Below are 19,840 nucleotides of genomic sequence, written 5' to 3'. Positions count from 1 at the left end.
AAATATTTCCGAATACAATACTCAAAAACCGCTACTCCTCATTTATTCTTTTTGGGGACTTTATCCGCTTTTTACTCATAATTGTTTTTCGTTCAACTAATAAATCTTATTTTTGTTAAAATATAAAACAGGCTAAAATTGAAAATAAAACAATATAAATAATGAGAATCGGTAGTTGAATCCCCCTACCTACCCATCCTCCCCCTAAAGCAAGAAGGGGGTATTCCCTCTCTTTTGGAGAGGGTTAAGGAGAGGTATATTCAACTACCGATTGGCGTAAATTAATAAGGCTTTTAGCTGTATTAAAAAAAAATGACCGAAAAAATAAAAGAACTAAGAAAAACTATCCCAATTCCCATCTCTGAAGCCTCCCGGCTATTGACCGAAAATGATGGAGATATTGAAAAATGTATATATCTGTTCAAGGCAAAGTCAATAAAAGAAATTTGTTTAGTGACAAATTGCGATGAGGCGATGGCTATCCATCATTACGAAAAGGAAAAATATGATTTTAACAGAACTGTCTCAGCCGTTAAAGACGCTTTGTATGACATTAATTATAAGCCGATAGATGGGTTGACTCCCGACAAAATAAGAATCGCATTGGGATGGTTAAGCCTAATTAAAGAATACGATCTGGCATTCTCGCTCGACCACAAGCATTTAGACATTATAGTAGAAACTTTCGCCCTCATCCCTGAATTGAATGATGTTGCTGATAATGTCAGGAAAATAAAAAAAGCGAAGGATGTTGTTTTTGACGGTTACTCAGGCACAGACCCTTTAGATGAATTTGTGCGTAGGAATAAAAAATTGGAAGACAACCCTGATTTCCAACTATCATACAGCTTAATCAACCTAAGATTGACAGTGATTACTGAAATTCTGGTGAGACATTTAAGAAACCTAAGTAAATAAAAATATAATTGTTACATTATGCCGATCATTAATCTGAAAATAGCCAAAGGCCGTTCGGAAGAACAAAAACAAGAATTGGTGAAAGAAATAACCAATACGATGGTTAAGGTATTGAAAATAAAACCTGAATGGGTAAGCATCCTGATAGATGAGTATGACCACGAAAACTGGGCCTCGAACGGAACTTTACATTCCATTCAGTTTGGAAAAGATTGGGACGGAACTGTGGACGACTAAAACATTCCCCAAAAGCTAATTACGAAACAACCCCAAAAAGTCTTCATTTAACTTTTTGGGGTCATTTTATTATCGTCTACAAGAATTAAAACCTGTTTACAGTTTATACTCCTGCCAACTCTTGATTGGAATGTCGGCCTCTTTCATTTCGCAGAATGATTGAATGAATGCACTAGCCAAACGTGAATTGGTAATCAGAGGAATATTGTGATCAATTGCTCCTCGACGGATTTTATAACCATTGGTCAACTCGCGACGTGAATGATTTTTTGGAATATTTACGATCAAATCGAATTTATGATTTGCGATCATATCCATTACATTATTCTCTTTTTCTTCATCGGGCCAACTAACAACTGCTGCATTGACTCCATTTTCCGATAAAAATTGTTTTGTTCCTGCCGTAGCATATATTTCGTAATTGTTTTCTTGGAGCATTTTGCAAGCATCCAAAAGGTCGACCTTCGATTTGCTGTCGCCCGACGAAACCATTACGCTTTTCTTCGGAATACTGTATCCTACCGAAATCATGGCGGTCAGCAATGCTTCGCTGAAATCGTCTCCAATACATCCCACTTCTCCGGTAGACGACATGTCTACTCCTAGAACCGGGTCTGCATTGTGCAAACGGGAGAACGAGAACTGAGAGGCTTTTACCCCGATCCAGTCGATATCGAAATTTGCATTATCTGGTTTTTCGTACGATGCGTCAAGCATTATGCGTGTGGCTGTTTCTATGAAATTTCGTTTCAACACCTTAGACACGAATGGGAAACTACGTGATGCACGCAGGTTACACTCAATCACTTTCACGTAATTGTTTTTAGCTAAGAATTGAATATTGAACGGACCGCTTATGTTTAGTTCTTTTGCTATCTTACGACTTATTCGCTTGATGCGGCGGGCAGTTTCGAAGTAAATTTTTTGTGCAGGGAATACCAATGTGGCATCTCCGGAGTGAACTCCTGCAAACTCCACATGCTCAGAAATGGCATATTCTACAACTTCACCGTTTTGAGCCACAGCGTCAAATTCTATTTCCTTGGCATTTTGAAGGAATTGAGAAACCACAACAGGATATTCTTTCGATACTTTTGCTGCCAGCTTCAAGAATGTTTCCAATTCTTCGGTATTATAGCAGACATTCATTGCCGCCCCCGAAAGCACATAAGATGGACGCACAAGAACCGGATAACCTACTTTCTTTACAAAATCGTAGATTTCATCCATGCTCGAAAGCTCTTGCCAAGCCGGTTGGTCAATGTCTAACTGATCGAGCATACTCGAAAACTTATGACGGTTTTCGGCACGGTCGATAGATAGAGGTGATGTTCCCAAAATCGGGATATCCTGACGGTGAAGCCTGATTGCAAGGTTGTTAGGTATTTGTCCTCCTACCGAAACGATAACCCCTTTCGGCATTTCCAGATCAAGTACATCCAGAACACGTTCGAACGACAACTCGTCAAAATAGAGGCGGTCGCACATGTCATAATCCGTTGATACTGTTTCCGGATTGTAATTTATCATTATAGACTTATATCCCAGTTTACGTGCTGTTTGAACGGCGTTTACAGAACACCAGTCAAACTCTACGGAACTACCTATGCGATAGGCTCCCGAACCAAGTACAACAACCGATTTGTCGTTTTTGAAGTAAGCAACATCATGATCCGAACCATCATAAGTCATATACAAATAGTTTGTCAACTCTGGGTTTTCAGAAGCTATGGTGTTTATTCGCTTAACCGAAGGCAAAACATTCGCTTTTTTACGAGCCGAACGCACCTTCAAAGTTTCTTTTTCTACGTTTCCTTCAGGGTTTTCTACAAAACGGGCAATCTGGAAATCGGAGAATCCCAACCGTTTTGCTTGAAGCAATACATCTGCCGGAACTTCTTCCACCTTATTATATTGTTGCAATGTAATAGAGTAGTCGTGTATGTTTTTCAGTTTACCCAAAAACCACGGGTCAATCTTAGTCAGATCATGTATTCTCTCTATTGTATATCCTTCTTCAAAGGCTTTGGCAATAGCAAATACACGCAAGTCTGTTGGGTTTGAGAGTTCGTCATCAAGGTTGCCGAATTCAAGTTCATGGTTTCCAACAAATCCGTGCATTCCCTGCCCAATCATGCGAAGCCCTTTTTGAATGATCTCTTCAAAAGTTTTACCGATCGACATGATTTCTCCGACAGACTTCATACTAGAGCCTATCAAACGGGATACTCCTGCAAATTTGGTTAAATCCCAACGGGGAATTTTGCATATCAGATAGTCTAAGGATGGAGCAACATAGGCTGAATTTGGCGTGCCCATTTCGCCAATTTGGTCTAAGGTATATCCTAAGGCTAGTTTTGCAGCAACAAATGCCAAGGGATATCCCGTAGCTTTGGATGCCAGTGCCGACGAACGGCTCAAGCGGGCATTCACTTCAATAACACGGTAATCGTCAGTTTCGGAATTGAAAGCGTATTGAATATTACATTCTCCTACAATTCCGATGTGGCGTATGGCAGTTTTCGATATTTCCTGCAACATAGACAACTCTTTATCGTCGAGCGAGCAGGTTGGAGCCACAACTATACTTTCTCCGGTATGAATACCAAGCGGATCGAAGTTTTCCATGCTGGCAACAGTGAAGCAGTGGTCGTTTTTGTCTCGTATCACCTCAAACTCAATTTCTTTCCACCCCTTCAATGACTCCTCTACAAGAATTTGTTTCGAATAGGCAAAAGAACTCTCGCACAACGCTTTGAAATCTTCCAGATTGTCGCTTATTCCACTACCTAATCCACCCAAAGCGTATGCCGAACGCACCATTACCGGAAAACCGATTCTGTTTGCTGCCGCTATGGCGTCTTGCATTGTTTCTACCGCTTCGCTTACAGGTGTTTTTATATTTATTTCGTCCAGTTTCTTTACAAAAAGGTCACGGTCTTCGGTTGCCATAATGGCTTCGACAGATGTACCCAAAACTTCTACTCCGTATTTTTTCAGAGTGCCGTTCAAGTACATTTCCGTACCGCAGTTCAATGCGGTTTGTCCACCAAATGCAAGTAGTATGCCATCGGCTTGCTCCTTTTTTATAATTTCCTCAACAAAGTAGGGCGTTACAGGCAAAAAATAAACCTGATCGGCAATTCCTTCCGAAGTTTGGATGGTTGCTATATTCGGGTTTATCAGGATAGTGTAAATACCTTCCTCTTTCAAGGCTTTCAGAGCCTGCGATCCTGAATAGTCAAACTCTCCCGCTTGTCCGATCTTAAGCGCACCCGATCCAAGTACGATTACTTTTTTAATTTTCTTGTTAACTGACATAGATTTCTTGAAGTCGATTATTTATATAGTGTATTGTATTTTCTGAATTTCAGTAATTGTAAGCAACAGATAGTATTCGATGATATACTTTTAAAGATTAAATATCTTTTGCCGTTATACTTACAAAAACAACAAATAGGTCTGCGACCTTAAGAACATTTTTTTGCAAAAATACATGTAAAAAATAACATAATGAACATAATACCCTATCTTCTTTAATAAAAATGATAATTTTTGACCGGTAAAACTCCTTGAACAAAAAACATTTGCTAATGTTATCTAACAGATGGTGTTGTAATGAAGCCATTTTTTGCAGATTAATTTTTTATTAAAAGAAAAACAAAATGAAAAAGATTTTTAGTGTATTGTTTGTTGTGGGTTTGCTTTTCTCTGTTGCATCGTGTAACGACAAGACGAAAAAAGATGTCGAACAGGGTTATCAGGATGCGAAAGAGTCGGTAGAGGATGCTGCGGATAAGACAGCCGACAAAATCGATGAAGGAGTGGATAAAACAAAAGATGCCTGGAGCGAAACAGAGAAAAACGTGACGGAAAAAGTTGGCGCTGCTGCAGATTCTATCGGTAAGACTGTGGATAAAACTGCCGACAAAGCCAAAAGCGCATTGAACGATGCGAAAGAAGATGTGAAGGCCGGTGCGAAAGACGTAAAGGATGAAGTAAAAAAAGCATCGGAGGATGTGAAGAACAAACTGAAATAGTGTAAACATTAATCAATTGCGCCAATAATAACATGAAAAGGCTCCCAATTTCTTGAGAGCCTTTCTTCTATTGCTGAATATTGTAACAAAGAACTTTTATTAAAACGAACCATAACCAGATAAAGATGGCTGTTTGGTGATAGACGAAAATGGTGAAGACTTAAAAATGGGTATCAATACTAGGGCTGAGTCTATCAGAATGAGAGAAAAAAAGAACTCCTTATGTTACGAGACAACAATATTTTCTATTAACAATCTTTTTTGCAATATCTTAATCTTCATTAGCAAATTTAAATATTGTGAAATTTATATTCGTAATTAAATGTGAAAACTTGCCACGGCATTGTTACAATCTTCGCCTGCAAAAACGCAGATTGTTTCGATAATCGAAACAAGAGGGTTTCAGGTCGGTTCTGAACTTAAATAGCGAAAAATGTTTTTTGAGGCTGCCTAAAAGAACAAAAGAGCATGTTTTGAAAACACACTCTTTTTTCGTTGAAATTCGTTGAATATTCTGAAAAATAACAACGATGTTTATCTGAAAATTATATTTTTTACGACATACATCCCTACATGCTTGTTCAGATCGTCAATCATTTTCTCTTTGGCCATCGACAGCTCGGAGCGAAGAACGGATGATGTGAGATGCACATAAAGGATATTATTTTTCAGGTATACGTCCGATGTATACGAACTGATCGTTTTGCTGAAAATGATATGCCATCCGGAAATCACTTTACTTTCGGCCAGCTTTCTTTTGAAGAAAGGGTTTTCTTCGAAATACTGCCTGATGGCTTCACCTATACTTTCTGAATTTTTCTTTCTCATTGAGCATTGACTATTTCTTCGGATATACTTCCTTGTTCGGCTTTGAATACCTTATAATTACCATCTGTAACGGCCAGCAGGTCTGTCAGATGCTCCCTGTTGGTATCGGTGATAAATATCTGACCAAAATCGTCTCCCGACACAAGTTGTACAATTTGCTTTACTCTCGACGTATCGAGTTTATCGAAAATGTCGTCGAGCAACAATATCGGCTTAATGGGTTCGGAATGAGATAAATAATCAAACTGAGCCAATTTCAAGGCTATAAGGTATGTTTTATTTTGTCCTTGCGATCCTACTTTCTTTATCGGATAATCGCCCAGATACATTTCCAGATCGTCCCGATGAACACCAAAAGAAGTATACCCCAACATCCTGTCTTTTTCCCGCTTGTTTTTCAGAACAGTCATAAAGTCGTCCTGATTGAGTTGGGAACGATAAGACAACGAAACCACTTCATTAGACTGGCAAACATAATCGTAGAACCGCTGAAACAGAGGTGTCAACCGATTAATAAACTGCTGCCTTTTTTCAAAAATATGCAACCCTTCCTGAGCCAATTGCTCTTCCCACAAGCCGAAAAGAGTTTCGTCGGCTGCATGTTCCATACGCAGAAGGGCATTTCTTTGTTGCAGGCAGTTGTTGTATTTAATAAGATGGTGCAGATACTCTTTGTCGAATTGAGAAATAGACACATCCATCAGGCGACGCCTTTCTTCGCTTCCTCCCCCGATGATATCCGAGTCGGACGGTGAAATCAGCACCAAAGGGAGCGACCCTATATGTTCGGATAATTTATCGTACTCTTTCTTATTTTTTTTGAATATTTTTTTGTGTCGCCTTTTCAGGCTGCACAAATACTCGTCGGTTTTTCCGTTCTGCTGCGAATACCAACCCTGGATGAGGGAAAAATCGGCATCGTGCTTTATATTCTGCGAATCGACCAGATTGGTATGGCTCTTACAGAACGAGAGGTAGTAGATAGCATCCAGCAGATTGGTTTTTCCCATCCCGTTGTTTCCGATAAAACAATTCAGTTTGGGCGAAAAAGTCAGTTCCGCCTGTTCTATGTTCTTATAATTGAGTATATTTATTCTTTCGAGAATCATCTGCAATCCGATTAGTAAAACAAAGATACAACAATCCGGATAAAAATTTGCCATCGGCAGACAAAGAGTCGGAGAATGCTTACTCGTAGTGCATTAAAAAATAAAAGGCTACAGATTGAAAGATAATACATAATCATCTTGTCATCCTGAGTAAAACGAAGGATCTAAGACTAAAAGCCCAGATTCTTCACTTCGTTCAGAATGACAGTTTAAATAAAAATCTCATTATAAATGCTTTAACATTAAAGCTATAAATGCACTACAGGTAATGCTTGTATATTAAGATAATTATATCGTAATTTGTATCCTTATAAAGAACCATTCCAGATAAGCCATCAGTAAGAAAATGTCGAATACAAAGAAAACATTGGCGGTTGCCGAAACCTCGTACATAATCCGGAAGGGATTGGTACATGTTTTGTCGCAATTGCCGATTGTATCAAAAGTTGTTGAAATAAAGGAATTTGAAAATATAAATTACCAATTGGATATTTTGAAACCCGATGCAATCATAATTAACCCGATGATATTGGGGCATACATCGAAGCACGATATAAAACAACAACTGAAACTGGATAATGAAACTTCTATCATTGCGCTTGTTTATAATATGATCGACGAAAGATTTTACCGTTCTTATGACGCTATCATCCAGATCAATGATTCGAATGTAAGGATAGAAGAAACACTGACGAAGGCATTAACTAAAGAATCTCAAACGGCATCAGACCAGAGCGAACTGAGCGACAGGGAAAAGGAGATATTGGTGAGCATTGTGAAGGGAATGAGCAACAAAGAAATAGCTGATCATCACAACATATCAATCCATACGGTGATAACCCACCGGCGCAATATTGCCCGGAAGTTGGAGATACACAGTGTGTCGGGGCTTACAATTTATGCCATTATTAATAAATTTATCAATATAGAAGATATAAAATACTAAATAAAGGCATCAGGCCCTTTTTGTTAATAGACGGAAGACAAAAGATATGAACGAGATAACAATAGTATTCAGCAAAAAAATGAAAATGTCTGACTTGATCGATGCAGACTACAAGTTGTTATTGTTGCTGAGCAAACTGAAAATAAGACTGGGTTTTGGCGAGAAAAGCGTAGAGGCTGTTTGCGAAGAAATCGGCTTTGATGCAGACTGCTTCATTTTCCTTGCAAATTTTCATGCGTGCAGGCCGGTGTCGAATATTCATGAAATATTTAATCAATTGCCATTGTCGCCGTTTCTTCATTACCTGAACAGCTCGCATGAATATTTTCTGGAAAACCGGTTGCCCAATATCCGCCGAAAACTGGATATGGTATATTCCGAGCAAGAGCAGGATATGAAAACCCTTGTCATGAATTTCTTCGATAATTATGTGAAAGAAGTAAACGAACACATGAAATATGAAGACGAAGTAGCATTTCCCTACATCCGGTCTTTGTTGAGCAGAACACAGGAGACTGTATACTCAATTGATGTTTTTGAAGAAAGGCATAACGATATAGAGGAAAAAATGAAAGACCTGAAACATATACTGATGAAATATGTTCCGGGAATGAAAGATCAAAAACTGATTACCAATATTCTCATGGAACTTTATATGTGTCAGGACGACTTACAGGCACATACGTTCATCGAGGAAGAGCTGATTATCCCTCGTGTAAAGAGTATTGAAAACAAATAACGATCAATCTTGTCCGTAGAAATCAAATTCGAACTGAAGGCTATCGTAGATCTCTCTTTTCAGATCGTCTTTCGAACCTTCATAGCCTTTAAATAAAGATAAGATATCAATCGCATCAGATCCTGATTGACGCCCGATATATTTCAATAGCTGTATGGCAGCTTTTCGCAGCGAAGAATCGTCACTCTCTACGTCGGAAATGATATGGGAGAAGCGATTGACCGCAATTTCCCCCTCCGTTCTTTTCAACAACAGCAATCTGCCCAAAAGCCAATACCCTGTTGTGCGGAACATTTGTTTGTCCGAATTGCTCCACTCCACAGCAACCTTTTGAGCAAAAGGCAAATTCTGAAAAAGATTGAAGCAGACTTGCTCCCTTATTTCCTGATTGATTATCGCTTCGAGCCATCTTTTTGCGTCATTTTCCGAAAATTCGTCCAACGGATAAAGCAATGTGGCCAATATTTTCAATTCTCTGGTATCTTCCTCCCAAAGTTTATTTGCCAGATCGGCATTCGGTTCATATCGCTTCGATATATCCTTGATTTGCGGTAATGAAACGCCAAAATTCAACTTATACGACAAACCTTGTTTCCGCATACTGGTTGATGCAACCCCATTCATTGCCAGACGGCACTGTTTGCGTATATCTTTTATGGTATCTTCAATAGTCATAATTATAGCTCATAATCAACAGCCACACGTCCTTCCACAACGTCGCGAATAAAAGGCAGAAGAGCTTGGTGCAATGGATGGTTTTGATAAAAGTCCAGAGCCTCGCTTGATGCAAGGACCGAACATAAAGCTACATCATAGTTGGATGCCGAATCCAAGAAATTGATTCCAACTTCAATGGAAATCAGCCCGTCAATTTTTCCACTCAATGCCTCTAGTTTTTCTTTTATCAACTGTGCATTCTTTTCGGCAGTGTTGCCTTGCGCTTCTTTTTTCAGTTTCCAGAAAACGATATGTTTTATCATGTTTTTTTTATGTTTTCAATATTTAGTAGGGGGCAAATATAGTGAAAGGTGAGAGTAATGACGAAAACTTGTTTTCAGCCACTACCGAACCGCATCCTATATTGTGCAAATATATAAAAAAGAAGGTTGGCAATCGTAATAATCACCAACCCTCTTCGAAAATATTTTTTGTCTCGTACAACCGGATTATTTAGCTGCCAAGAAGAATCCCTGAACAGATTGCTTAAGAGCTAAAGTTCCTTCGTGCGACAAATCCACTCTTTGTTGCTCTCCGTTAGGAAGATAAACGATGGCTTTGTTTTCGTCTTCAATAGTGATCAGTTTTGCAGTTTCGCCATTCGATACAGCGCTCCATGTATTTGTTGCTTTATCAAAGATAAGGTTCATGTCGTTGCCATCCTGGTTTTCTATATGATAACCGTTTTCAAGGGTTTCAACGGTATAAATACCATTCTCACCTTGTACGGTTTTCACAACTCCTGCCTGAACCGGATTTTTGCTTGTCCAGAATTCGATAGAGTTGATAACAAGATAGTCTGCAAGCATTGATATTTCATAAACAGGAACAATGTGCAAAGCAATGAAAAGCACTTCGTTAACAAATTTACTTTCAGTAACCGAGTCGTTCCAGGCAAGTACTTTATTGAACAAACCGAAAGATCCGATACAAGATGTAAACAGTACACTACCGGATATTGCTGCGATCATAGCAACAGACATAAATCTTTTTTTCATAATTTATATTACGTTTAAATTATTAAATGAATTAAATAATATTTGTTTTGTGTATTTTTGTGCTTACTCTAATACGTTATCATAACAATTCTAAATATATTTTGTTCTTTATTATGATAACTATTTATGTAGCAAAGATAGAATATTTTTAATAATGCCAATAAGCAGTTGGATTTATTATAAAAAAAATATTGGTTTAGATTAAGCAATAGTGATTTGTAGGGGCGAATAAACATTCGCCCTCATATGATCTTTCTTTTTAGGCGTAAAATTTTACGCCCCTACTTCCGGGCGGATCAGAGGCCTGCCCGAAAGTTTGTCATTGAGTCGCCTTCGCTTCTCTAACGTTGTTTCTGAACAAAGTGAAGGATCTGTTTAAATAGTTGACGAGCAACAAGTAGACGAACGAGTAAAAAAACTAGTGTCTCGTATCTTGTACCCTGTTTACTAGATATAGAAGCCCTATCTTCAACAGAACAAAATAAGAAACATATTCATTTTTATGCTATTTTTACAAAAAAATATTGATTATGAAACTTTTATTATTGAGCAACTCAACCAATCCGGGAGAGTCTTATCTGGGTTATTCGAAGCACGAAATCAAGCGCTTTCTGGGCAATAAACAACTTAAAGTGGTATTTGTCCCGTATGCGGCTATCCGTTTCAGTTACGACGAATACGAGAATAAGGTTAACGACAGCTTGCGTGAGGTTGGCATATCGGTGACAAGCATCCATCGGTTCGGCAACCCTCAAGAAGCGATAAAAGAGGCGGATGCTCTATTTGTTGGAGGAGGAAATACCTGGAAGCTCGTAAGAATGTTGCACGATAATAATCTGATGGACATAATCAGGAAGAAGGTAGGGGAAGGAATGCCCTACGTAGGCTGGAGTGCAGGGTCTAATGTGGCTTGTCCAACTTTGCGAACAACAAACGACATGCCTATAATCGACCCGAAAGGGTTCGACACTATCGGGCTGATTCCTTTTCAGATAAACCCGCACTACTTGGATGATAATCCGCAAAATCATGGCGGAGAAACACGGGAAGACCGCATCATGGAGTTTGTCACGGAAAATCCGGAAATGTATGTTGTTGGACTAAGAGAATCGACCATCCTTAGCTATGAGAATGGCAACCTGAGATTGATCGGGAGCCGTCCTGCCAGAATATTTAAATTTGAGAAGAAAACGGTGGAATTGACATCAAATGATGATTTCAATTTCTTATTAGAATAAAAAAACGGAAAACAATAATTAGCGATTTTTCCATCAAGTTGAATTTTGCATATTCAAAATAAATAAACTAACCCTATAACTTTTATGAAAACGATAAAATTACTTATCACTCTACTACCCATTCTTTTTCTTTTTGCATGTGAAGACAACGATAAAGACAAAGACCCCGACAACGGCGCTGCAAAGCAGGAAGTAGACAAAGTTGCCTCGGAACTCAGTTCAAACAATCAAACCCGATTATTTTCGGCTGCCCTTTCTGCCTTGAATCTGAACGATACGAAATCGGAGGAATTCACAATCTTTGCTCTGGAAAACGAAGCTATAACTTATCTGAAAAGCAGCAAGGAAAACAGTCCGATAATCTCTCAAAATACAATAAAGAGACACATCGTAAAAGGCGCTTTCACATTAGAGAAACTGAAAGAAAAAAAACAGATAGAAAGCATCAATGGCGATCTTTTAAATATAACTGTCAATTCATCCGGTTTGGTTTTTATAAATGGCGTGAAACTTGGAACTTCTACTCAAATATCAAAAAGCATAGTTTTCATTATCAATAAAATAATACCTGAAAAAATCTCCGGAACAAGCAACATTACTTTCAAAGTTTTTGAATGTAACACAAACTGGTCGGCAGAAAATCCGGAAGCAGGTACCCCTTCCGAAAATGCAACCATAAAGGTTTTTGACGAAAAAGGAAACTTATACCAAACCTTGCAAACTAATTCTGACGGTACTGCCACAATGTTTTACGACGAAAAAAAATCGTACACCTACGAAGTTGAAAAAGGTGATTACAAGAACTTATACAATCACTGGTTGATAAAAGGTGTATTTACAAGTCAGGCTCAACTAGATTATTACAGCCATATACCCTACTATTCACAAGCCATTCAAGATCTCAAAAAATTGGGAGGATTAATACTTGCTGACATGAATGGCGATGGCATTATCAACAATGAGGACACCGTAGAAACTGCTTTTTTAAATACCGAAAACGATATTGAGGAAGTATACCTCTATCCCAACGGCTCCGATCTAAGTCCAATCGAAGAAGAAGTAACAGATGAAGTTATTAACGCATTGACAGTTGAATACACACAGTCGTACAATTTCTTCTTAAATTTAGACAACGATTTCTACACTCAGGAACAACGTCAAACGCTCACCCCGAACAGTTATCAAACTTATCAGTTTTGGGCGAAAGCCTATTATACGATAGGAGTTGCAAATCGACTGCTCAGCACTACCTCCACAATACAACCCGAACATAAGGCGCAGTCGATGAAATTCAGAGCTTTGTCTTATTTGCAATTAGTTTCTATGTTTGGCGATGTCCCCCTGGTAACTACACCTCTAGCCGTGGATGAGACTGTTAGAATAACCCGAAGTTCGGCACAAGAAGTACTCCAATATTCACTATCAGAACTGGAACAGGCTAATGATTTGATACCGACCGACCAAAAAGATGAATTATCTTTAAATATCGCTATAATCTATCTGCAACAAAAACAGTTCGACAAGGCAAACAATCATCTCACGTCAATTATCGACAGAGGCTTGAAATGGAATACGGACGACAATTCCAACAGGATCTTTTTATCAACATACCTACTTCTGTCTGAAACATACCTGGAAACAGGCAGGCTTGCCGATGCCATCCTGACACTCGGCAAAGTTTACGAAGTGCAAAACAGAGTGTCGCCTATAACATCATCAACAACTGCGGATGAACTAAGAACTTTAATAAGAACGAAAACTCCTCAGTACAAGATTGGTTTAAACACGATAAATAATTCCCGTTGGGGCATTGCTCAGTCGTGGGGTAAATATGCCCTTATGCCAATTCCACAACGAGAAATAGACACAACAGGCGGTTCTATAACTCAAAATCCCGGCTGGTAAAGAAAACATACAATAATGAGAGTGTAACTCTGCCCAATTTTTTACGGGCAGAGTTATTTTTTTATTTAAAAATATTGTAATCAAATAAATAAATACTATTTTTGCAGTCCGAAAATGAAGGGAGGTTATGATAATTATTTAGAAAACAAATAGAAACTAAAACTTACTCAGTATATATTTTGAGGTAATCAATATATGTTGAGAGCATAACTTCAAGAGAAAACCTCATCGAAACAAAAAGAATTAAAACAAAATAATAAAATATAAAAGACAATTATGATCGTAGTACCAGTTAAAGAAGGCGAAAATATAGAAAAAGCGCTGAAAAAATTTAAAAGAAAATACGAAAAAACAGGTGTAGTAAAAGAACTTAGACGCCGTCAGGCATTCATAAAGCCTTCAGTTGCGGGAAGAAAGCAAAAAATCCATGCAATTTACGTTCAAAAACTTCGCCAAATAGAAGAGTAAGCCTATTGCATTTATTAAGATTATTGCTTAACTTCGTCCATAACAATACGGCTGAAGTTATGACATTGATCGAAAAATATATCAGTTATCTCCGTTATGAGAAAAATTATTCAACTCATACGGAGATTTCTTATTTTACCGACCTCACCCAGTTTGAAACATACATCAACAACAACATTGGGGACGTCAGCCTGAAAACCGTAGATGGAGACATCATCAGGAGATGGATAGTATTCCTGATGGACGCCGGAACATCAGCGCGCAGCGTGAACAGGAAACTAAGTTCTTTGAAATCTTTTTATCGCTATCTGCACAAAATCGGGGAAATCCCAGTCAATCCTATGCGCAAAATCACAGGGCCGAAAATAAAAAAGCCGCTACCTTCGTTCGTGAACATCGCCGAAATGAATCAAATTTTGGACGAAGACACAGGCGAAACTGATTTTGAAGCCATACGCAACAAAACCATTATGGAGTTATTCTACATGACAGGCATGCGTAGGGCAGAATTAATAGGGCTGAAAGATATTGATGTAGACCTTTCGTCCGATCAAATCCTCGTCACGGGAAAACGAAACAAACAAAGGTTAATTCCAATCAGTCCGGCTACAAAAAGCAAGCTGCAAGAATACCTTAATATAAGAAACAGCGAGGTACCTAAACAAACCGATTACTTCTTTGTTAAAAAGAATGGAGAGCAACTCTACCCGATGCTGGTTTACCGGATAGTAGTATCCAACCTGAGTTGGATACCAACACTAACAAAGGCGAGTCCGCACATATTGAGGCACTCGTTTGCAACAGGGATGCTAAATAACGGAGCAGAATTGAATGCAGTAAAAGAACTTCTGGGACATGCCAGCTTGGCATCGACGGAAGTTTATACACATACCTCTTTTGAGGAATTGAAAAAAATTTATAATAAGGCTCATCCAAGAGCCTAAAAAAGTAAGGAGGAACTTATGAACATTAGAATTCAATCAGTGCATTTTGATGCAGCAGAAAAACTACAAGACTTCATCAACAAAAAAGTAACCAAGTTAGGAAAATACTCCGACGATATTATTGATGCAGAAGTTATCTTGAAAGTAGTGAAACCCGAAGCACCTAATAACAAAGACGCTTCAATAAAAATAAACACCCGAAACGGAGAGCTATTTGCCAGCAAAATGGCAGATTCTTTCGAAGAAGCTATCGACCTAAATGTGGAAGCTTTAGAAAAACAATTAATCAAACGTAAAGAAAAATTGCAGGCTAAATAAAAATAACGAAGCAAAGGTTTGCAAATAAAAAAAATAATATCTATTTTTGTCGCCGTTTCCGTCCAAGATTCGGCGACATTCATTTTTTAAGACCTGCCTCTTTAGCTCAGTTGGCCAGAGCACGTGATTTGTAATCTCGGGGTCGTTGGTTCGAATCCGACAAGAGGCTCAAAAAAACAGAGAACAGTCTTCAGTTAACAATAAATAGTTGTACGCTGACGACTGCTAACTGGCAAGTGGAAAGGGCAGTTACCAAAGTGGCCAACTGGGGCTGACTGTAACTCAGCTGACTTTCGTCTTCGGAGGTTCGAATCCTTCACTGCCCACTTGATGAAAAACTATTGCGGAAGTAGCTCAGTTGATAGAGCATCAGCCTTCCAAGCTGAGGGTCGCGGGTTTGAGCCCCGTCTTCCGCTCTTTTTTCTTAAGCACAAGCCAATGTAGCTCAGTGGTAGAGCACTTCCTTGGTAAGGAAGAGGTCACGGGTTCAAATCCCGTCATGGGCTCTATTTAAAAAATACAATGAGATAACAACAGGCGTTGATTATAAAGAACAAAGAAATCATTAACTAATAAGTACTTTTTTTAATTATGGCAAAAGAACATTTTAACCGGTCGAAACCACACGTTAACATCGGTACTATTGGTCACGTTGACCACGGTAAGACTACACTTACTGCTGCTATCACAACAGTGTTGGCAAAAAGAGGTCTTTCAGAATTGCGTTCATTCGATTCTATCGACAACGCTCCTGAAGAAAAAGAACGCGGTATTACAATCAATACTTCTCACGTAGAATACGAAACAGCTAACCGTCACTATGCACACGTAGACTGTCCAGGTCACGCTGACTACGTTAAGAACATGGTTACAGGTGCTGCTCAGATGGACGGTGCTATCATCGTAGTTGCTGCTACTGACGGACCTATGCCTCAAACACGTGAGCACATCCTTCTAGCTCGTCAGGTAAACGTACCTCGTCTAGTTGTGTTCATGAACAAATGTGATATCGTTGACGACGAAGAAATGTTAGAACTAGTTGAACTGGAAATGAGAGAACTTCTTTCTTTCTATGAGTTCGACGGCGACAATACTCCTGTTATCCGTGGTTCTGCACTTGGTGCATTGAACGGTGTTGATCAATGGGAAGAACAAGTAATGGAACTTATGAACAATGTGGACAACTGGATTCCACTTCCTCCACGTGACGTTGATAAACCATTCTTGATGCCAGTTGAAGACGTGTTCTCAATCACAGGTCGTGGTACAGTAGCAACAGGTCGTATCGAAACAGGTATCATCAAAACAGGTGAAGAAGTTCAAATCATCGGTCTTGGAGCAGAAGCTAAAAAATCAGTTGTTACAGGAGTAGAAATGTTCCGTAAAATTCTTGACGAAGGTCAAGCTGGTGACAACGTAGGTCTTCTACTTCGTGGTATCGATAAAGAAGAAATCAAACGTGGTATGGTTATCACTCACCCAGGTAAAATTACTCCTCACACTAAAATTAAAGCAGAGGTTTATATCCTGAAAAAAGAAGAAGGTGGCCGTCACACTCCATTCCATAACAAATATCGTCCTCAGTTCTATATCCGTACATTGGATGTAACAGGAGAGATTACTCTTCCAGAAGGAACAGATATGGTTATGCCTGGTGACAATATTACTATCTCGGTAGAATTGATCTACCCAGTAGCATGTAACGTAGGTCTTCGTTTCGCTATCCGTGAAGGTGGACGTACAGTAGGTGCTGGTCAGATTACAGAAATTCTTGAATAATATTTTATTCAACACATATAAGCCGGTTGGAACAAGACCGGCTTAATTTACGGGTTTAGCTCAGTTGGTAGAGCACTGGTCTCCAAAACCAGGTGTCGGGAGTTCGAGTCTCTCAACCCGTGCCAAATTACAGTATCGATGAATAAAATAGCAAATTACATAAAAGATTCTTACAACGAGCTTGTACACAAAGTTTCTTGGCCAAACAGAACAGAGTTGACCAGTAGCGCAATCCTTGTTATGATAGCTTCCATCATCATGGCACTAGTGATCTGGGGTGTAGACACTGTCTTCAAAAATTTGGTAGAACTTTTCTACGGATTGAACTAATTCAAAAAGGTATAATGGCTGAAATCGAAAAGAAATGGTACGTTTTGCGTGCTGTTAGCGGAAAAGAGACTAAAGTTAAAGAATACCTTGAATTGGAAATGAAAAAAACCGATTTAGGAAAGTATGTATCTCAAGTTCTCATTCCAACAGAGAAGACTTATATTGTTCGTAACGGAAAGAAAGTAATGAAAGAACGTGCTTATCTTCCCGGATACGTTTTGATTGAAGCTGCTCTGGTAGGAGAAGTTGTGCATCAATTGCGCAACATTAATTTTGTAGCAGGTTTTTTACCTGATGCAGTTAACCCTCAACCACTGCGCCAATCTGAAGTAAACAGAATACTTGGCACAATGGACGAGTTGGATGAGCAACAAGAAGAAATGGATGTTCAATACTATGTTGGAGAAAACGTGAAAGTGACCAATGGTCCTTTCTCTGGCTTTTCCGGTATTATTGAAGAAGTTAATTCTGAGAAGAAGAAACTGAAAGTAATGGTGAAAATCTTCGGACGTAAAACTCCGTTAGAATTGAACTACATGCAAGTTGAAAAAGAACAATAATCGTTACGCACTCTATCCGAACGTTTTTATTAACTAGGAACTAAAATCAAAATCAAAAATGGCTAAAGAAATTGCTGGACAATTAAAATTACAGATTAAAGGCGGTGCAGCAAATCCATCCCCTCCTGTAGGACCTGCATTAGGTTCGAAAGGAATCAACATTATGGATTTTTGCAAGCAATTTAATGCCAGAACTCAAGACAAAGCAGGCAAAGTGCTACCAGTAGTGATTACTTATTACGCTGACAAGTCTTTCGACTTTATCGTAAAAAATCCTCCTGTGGCAGTTCAATTGCTTGAAGCCGCTAAACAAAAGAGCGGTTCTGCTGAACCTAACCGTAAAAAAATTGCAGAAATAACTTGGGATCAAGTTAAGGCGATCGCTGAAGATAAGATGACCGACCTAAACTGTTTCACTCTCGAGTCGGCAATGAAAATGGTAGCAGGAACAGCCAGAAGTATGGGTATCACAGTAAAAGGGGCTTTCCCTGAGTTAAATAATTAATCTTCAATTAAGAAATGGGTAAACTTACAAAAAATCAAAAGTTAGCTTTCAGCAAAATTGAAGCAGGGAAATCATATACTCTTAAAGAAGCATCAGAGCTAGTAAAAGAAATAACTACAAGCAAATTCGATGCCTCTGTTGATATTGACGTACGTCTGGGTGTAGATCCACGTAAAGCTAACCAAATGGTAAGAGGTGTAGTATCTCTGCCACACGGAACAGGTAAACAAGTTAGAGTTCTTGTATTATGTTCTCCTGACGCCGAAGCTGCTGCAAAAGAAGCTGGAGCAGACTATGTAGGTCTTGACGAATATATCGAAAAGATCAAAGGAGGATGGACAGATATAGATGTGATCATCACACAGCCTGCTATCATGGGTAAAATCGGTGCTTTAGGACGCGTTCTAGGACCAAGAGGCTTGATGCCTAACCCTAAAAGCGGAACTGTTACCGTTGATGTTGCAAAAGCTGTTACAGAAGTGAAATCCGGTAAAATCGACTTTAAAGTTGATAAAACAGGTATCATTCACACATCAATAGGCAAAGTATCGTTCTCTGCTGATAAGATTAAAGATAATGCAAAAGAATTTATCAATACGCTTATCAAAATGAAACCTACTTCAGCAAAAGGAACCTATGTGAAAAGTATATTTCTTTCAAGCACAATGAGTCCGGGTATTAAAATTGACCCTAAATCAGTGGATGAAAATTAATTAAAACTACGGAATTATGAGACAGGAAGAAAAAATTGCGATCATAGAATCTTTAGCTGCTACAATCAAAGAATACGACAACTTTTATTTGACTGATATTGCTACTCTAAATGCAGCAAAAACAAGTCAACTGAGAGCCGAATGTTATAAGAATGACATAAAACTGGTTGTAGTAAAAAATACGCTGCTTGAAAAAGCATTGGAAAAACTAGAAGGAGACTTTTCTGAATTAACTCCGGTTTTGAAAGGAAATACAGCCATCATGTTTTCTAATGTGGCAAATGCCCCTGCTAAACTGATTGATAAATACAAAAAAGAAGGTATTCCCTCGCTAAAAGCTGCTTACGTACAAGAAAGCTTTTATGTAGGAGCAAACAACCTTAGTGCTTTGGTAAATATCAAGAGCAAAACCGAACTTCTTGGCGACGTTATCGGATTGTTACAATCGCCAATCAAGAACGTTGTTTCGGCTCTTCAATCGGGAGGCAACACTATACATGGAGTTTTAGAAACTCTATCAAAGAAATAATATAACAAAATAAGTAATT

Annotated in this window: 22 protein-coding genes and 5 tRNA genes; 21 read left to right on the top strand and 6 right to left on the bottom strand. The window is 38.7% G+C overall.

The annotated features are described in order from the left end of the window. The first annotated feature begins 312 nt into the window (after window positions 1-312). Both D0T56_RS07785 and D0T56_RS07780 read left to right on the top strand, forming a co-directional pair. Window positions 313-918: a hypothetical protein gene (locus D0T56_RS07785; protein ID WP_163319580.1), complete on the top strand. Its 606-nt coding sequence runs from the start codon at window positions 313-315 to the stop codon at window positions 916-918. 18 nt (window positions 919-936) lie between these two features. Then, a complete protein-coding gene (locus tag D0T56_RS07780; protein ID WP_163319579.1) occupies window positions 937-1,155 on the top strand; it encodes a 4-oxalocrotonate tautomerase family protein in 219 nt (72 codons plus the stop codon). Window positions 1,156-1,251: 96 nt separating this feature from the next. On the opposite strand, the gene carB is transcribed toward D0T56_RS07780, so the two are convergent. Beyond that, a complete protein-coding gene (gene carB / locus D0T56_RS07775) occupies window positions 1,252-4,476 on the bottom strand; it encodes a carbamoyl-phosphate synthase (glutamine-hydrolyzing) large subunit (RefSeq protein ID WP_163319578.1) in 3,225 nt (1,074 codons plus the stop codon). Between the two features lie 344 nt (window positions 4,477-4,820). Here carB and D0T56_RS07770 point away from each other — a divergent pair, with 344 nt between their 5' ends. Continuing rightward, window positions 4,821-5,195, top strand: a complete 375-nt coding sequence (locus D0T56_RS07770) for a YtxH domain-containing protein (protein ID WP_163319577.1) — start codon at window positions 4,821-4,823, stop codon at window positions 5,193-5,195. 534 nt (window positions 5,196-5,729) lie between these two features. Here D0T56_RS07770 and D0T56_RS07765 read toward each other — a convergent pair. Next, window positions 5,730-6,023, bottom strand: a complete 294-nt coding sequence (locus tag D0T56_RS07765) for a DUF721 domain-containing protein (protein WP_163319576.1) — start codon at window positions 6,021-6,023, stop codon at window positions 5,730-5,732. Beyond that, entirely contained in the window at window positions 6,020-7,132 is a 1,113-nt protein-coding gene (locus D0T56_RS07760; RefSeq protein WP_163319575.1) for a DNA replication/repair protein RecF, read from the bottom strand. The genes D0T56_RS07765 and D0T56_RS07760 overlap by 4 nt, the downstream gene beginning before the upstream one ends. A 346-nt stretch (window positions 7,133-7,478) precedes the next feature. Between D0T56_RS07760 and D0T56_RS07755 the strand changes: the two genes are divergently transcribed. Then, window positions 7,479-8,078 (top strand): helix-turn-helix transcriptional regulator, encoded by a 600-nt coding sequence (locus tag D0T56_RS07755; protein WP_163319574.1) that lies wholly within the window; start codon window positions 7,479-7,481, stop codon window positions 8,076-8,078. A gap of 46 nt (window positions 8,079-8,124) precedes the next feature. Then, the gene (locus tag D0T56_RS07750) at window positions 8,125-8,817 is read left to right on the top strand and encodes a hemerythrin domain-containing protein (protein ID WP_163319573.1); all 693 of its coding nucleotides are present in this window, start codon (window positions 8,125-8,127) and stop codon (window positions 8,815-8,817) included. A gap of 3 nt (window positions 8,818-8,820) precedes the next feature. On the opposite strand, the gene D0T56_RS07745 is transcribed toward D0T56_RS07750, so the two are convergent. The 3 genes from D0T56_RS07745 to D0T56_RS07735 all read right to left on the bottom strand — a co-directional run bounded on the left by D0T56_RS07745 (window position 8,821) and on the right by D0T56_RS07735 (window position 10,532). Further along, window positions 8,821-9,492 carry a DNA alkylation repair protein gene (locus D0T56_RS07745; protein ID WP_163319572.1) on the bottom strand — a complete coding sequence of 224 codons (672 nt, stop codon included), beginning with the start codon at window positions 9,490-9,492 and terminating at the stop codon, window positions 8,821-8,823. Between the two features lie 2 nt (window positions 9,493-9,494). Continuing rightward, window positions 9,495-9,797: a Dabb family protein gene (locus tag D0T56_RS07740; protein WP_163319571.1), complete on the bottom strand. Its 303-nt coding sequence runs from the start codon at window positions 9,795-9,797 to the stop codon at window positions 9,495-9,497. 186 nt (window positions 9,798-9,983) lie between these two features. Then, window positions 9,984-10,532, bottom strand: coding sequence for a DUF3332 domain-containing protein (locus tag D0T56_RS07735; protein ID WP_163319570.1), 549 nt, complete (start codon window positions 10,530-10,532; stop codon window positions 9,984-9,986). 530 nt (window positions 10,533-11,062) lie between these two features. Between D0T56_RS07735 and pepE the strand changes: the two genes are divergently transcribed. The 16 genes from pepE (at window position 11,063) to rplJ (ending at window position 19,821) form a co-directional block, all read left to right on the top strand. Continuing rightward, entirely contained in the window at window positions 11,063-11,770 is a 708-nt protein-coding gene (pepE, locus tag D0T56_RS07730) for a dipeptidase PepE (RefSeq protein WP_163319569.1), read from the top strand. A gap of 84 nt (window positions 11,771-11,854) precedes the next feature. Further along, entirely contained in the window at window positions 11,855-13,675 is a 1,821-nt protein-coding gene (locus tag D0T56_RS07725) for a RagB/SusD family nutrient uptake outer membrane protein (protein ID WP_163319568.1), read from the top strand. Between the two features lie 276 nt (window positions 13,676-13,951). Continuing rightward, window positions 13,952-14,143: a 30S ribosomal protein S21 gene (gene rpsU, locus D0T56_RS07720; RefSeq protein ID WP_163319567.1), complete on the top strand. Its 192-nt coding sequence runs from the start codon at window positions 13,952-13,954 to the stop codon at window positions 14,141-14,143. Between the two features lie 59 nt (window positions 14,144-14,202). Beyond that, window positions 14,203-15,087, top strand: coding sequence for a tyrosine recombinase XerC (gene xerC, locus D0T56_RS07715; protein WP_163319566.1), 885 nt, complete (start codon window positions 14,203-14,205; stop codon window positions 15,085-15,087). Between the two features lie 18 nt (window positions 15,088-15,105). Further along, on the top strand, window positions 15,106-15,405 hold the full coding sequence (gene hpf / locus D0T56_RS07710; protein ID WP_163319565.1) for a ribosome hibernation-promoting factor, HPF/YfiA family: 300 nt from the start codon (window positions 15,106-15,108) through the stop codon (window positions 15,403-15,405). A 95-nt stretch (window positions 15,406-15,500) separates the two neighbouring features. Beyond that, window positions 15,501-15,574, top strand: a tRNA-Thr gene (locus D0T56_RS07705). A gap of 74 nt (window positions 15,575-15,648) precedes the next feature. Beyond that, window positions 15,649-15,731 (top strand) — tRNA-Tyr (locus D0T56_RS07700). A 17-nt stretch (window positions 15,732-15,748) separates the two neighbouring features. After that, window positions 15,749-15,821 (top strand) — tRNA-Gly (locus D0T56_RS07695). A gap of 18 nt (window positions 15,822-15,839) precedes the next feature. Beyond that, window positions 15,840-15,911 (top strand) — tRNA-Thr (locus D0T56_RS07690). A gap of 85 nt (window positions 15,912-15,996) precedes the next feature. After that, window positions 15,997-17,184: an elongation factor Tu gene (gene tuf / locus D0T56_RS07685; protein ID WP_163319564.1), complete on the top strand. Its 1,188-nt coding sequence runs from the start codon at window positions 15,997-15,999 to the stop codon at window positions 17,182-17,184. Between the two features lie 49 nt (window positions 17,185-17,233). Beyond that, a tRNA-Trp gene (locus D0T56_RS07680) sits at window positions 17,234-17,309 on the top strand. 13 nt (window positions 17,310-17,322) lie between these two features. After that, window positions 17,323-17,514, top strand: a complete 192-nt coding sequence (gene secE / locus D0T56_RS07675) for a preprotein translocase subunit SecE (protein WP_163319563.1) — start codon at window positions 17,323-17,325, stop codon at window positions 17,512-17,514. 14 nt (window positions 17,515-17,528) lie between these two features. After that, window positions 17,529-18,074, top strand: coding sequence for a transcription termination/antitermination protein NusG (gene nusG, locus D0T56_RS07670; protein WP_163319562.1), 546 nt, complete (start codon window positions 17,529-17,531; stop codon window positions 18,072-18,074). A 58-nt stretch (window positions 18,075-18,132) separates the two neighbouring features. Continuing rightward, a complete protein-coding gene (rplK, locus tag D0T56_RS07665; protein ID WP_163319561.1) occupies window positions 18,133-18,579 on the top strand; it encodes a 50S ribosomal protein L11 in 447 nt (148 codons plus the stop codon). 14 nt (window positions 18,580-18,593) lie between these two features. Beyond that, window positions 18,594-19,292 carry a 50S ribosomal protein L1 gene (rplA, locus tag D0T56_RS07660; RefSeq protein WP_163319560.1) on the top strand — a complete coding sequence of 233 codons (699 nt, stop codon included), beginning with the start codon at window positions 18,594-18,596 and terminating at the stop codon, window positions 19,290-19,292. Window positions 19,293-19,308: 16 nt separating this feature from the next. Next, window positions 19,309-19,821 carry a 50S ribosomal protein L10 gene (gene rplJ, locus D0T56_RS07655; RefSeq protein WP_163319559.1) on the top strand — a complete coding sequence of 171 codons (513 nt, stop codon included), beginning with the start codon at window positions 19,309-19,311 and terminating at the stop codon, window positions 19,819-19,821. Window positions 19,822-19,840: the final 19 nt, after the last annotated feature.

The sequence above is a fragment of the Dysgonomonas sp. 520 genome (assembly GCF_010501095.1).
GTDB lineage: Bacteria > Bacteroidota > Bacteroidia > Bacteroidales > Dysgonomonadaceae > QVMP01.
Note: the sequence above shows the minus strand (reverse complement) of the source record. Positions and strands in the feature narration are given on the sequence as shown.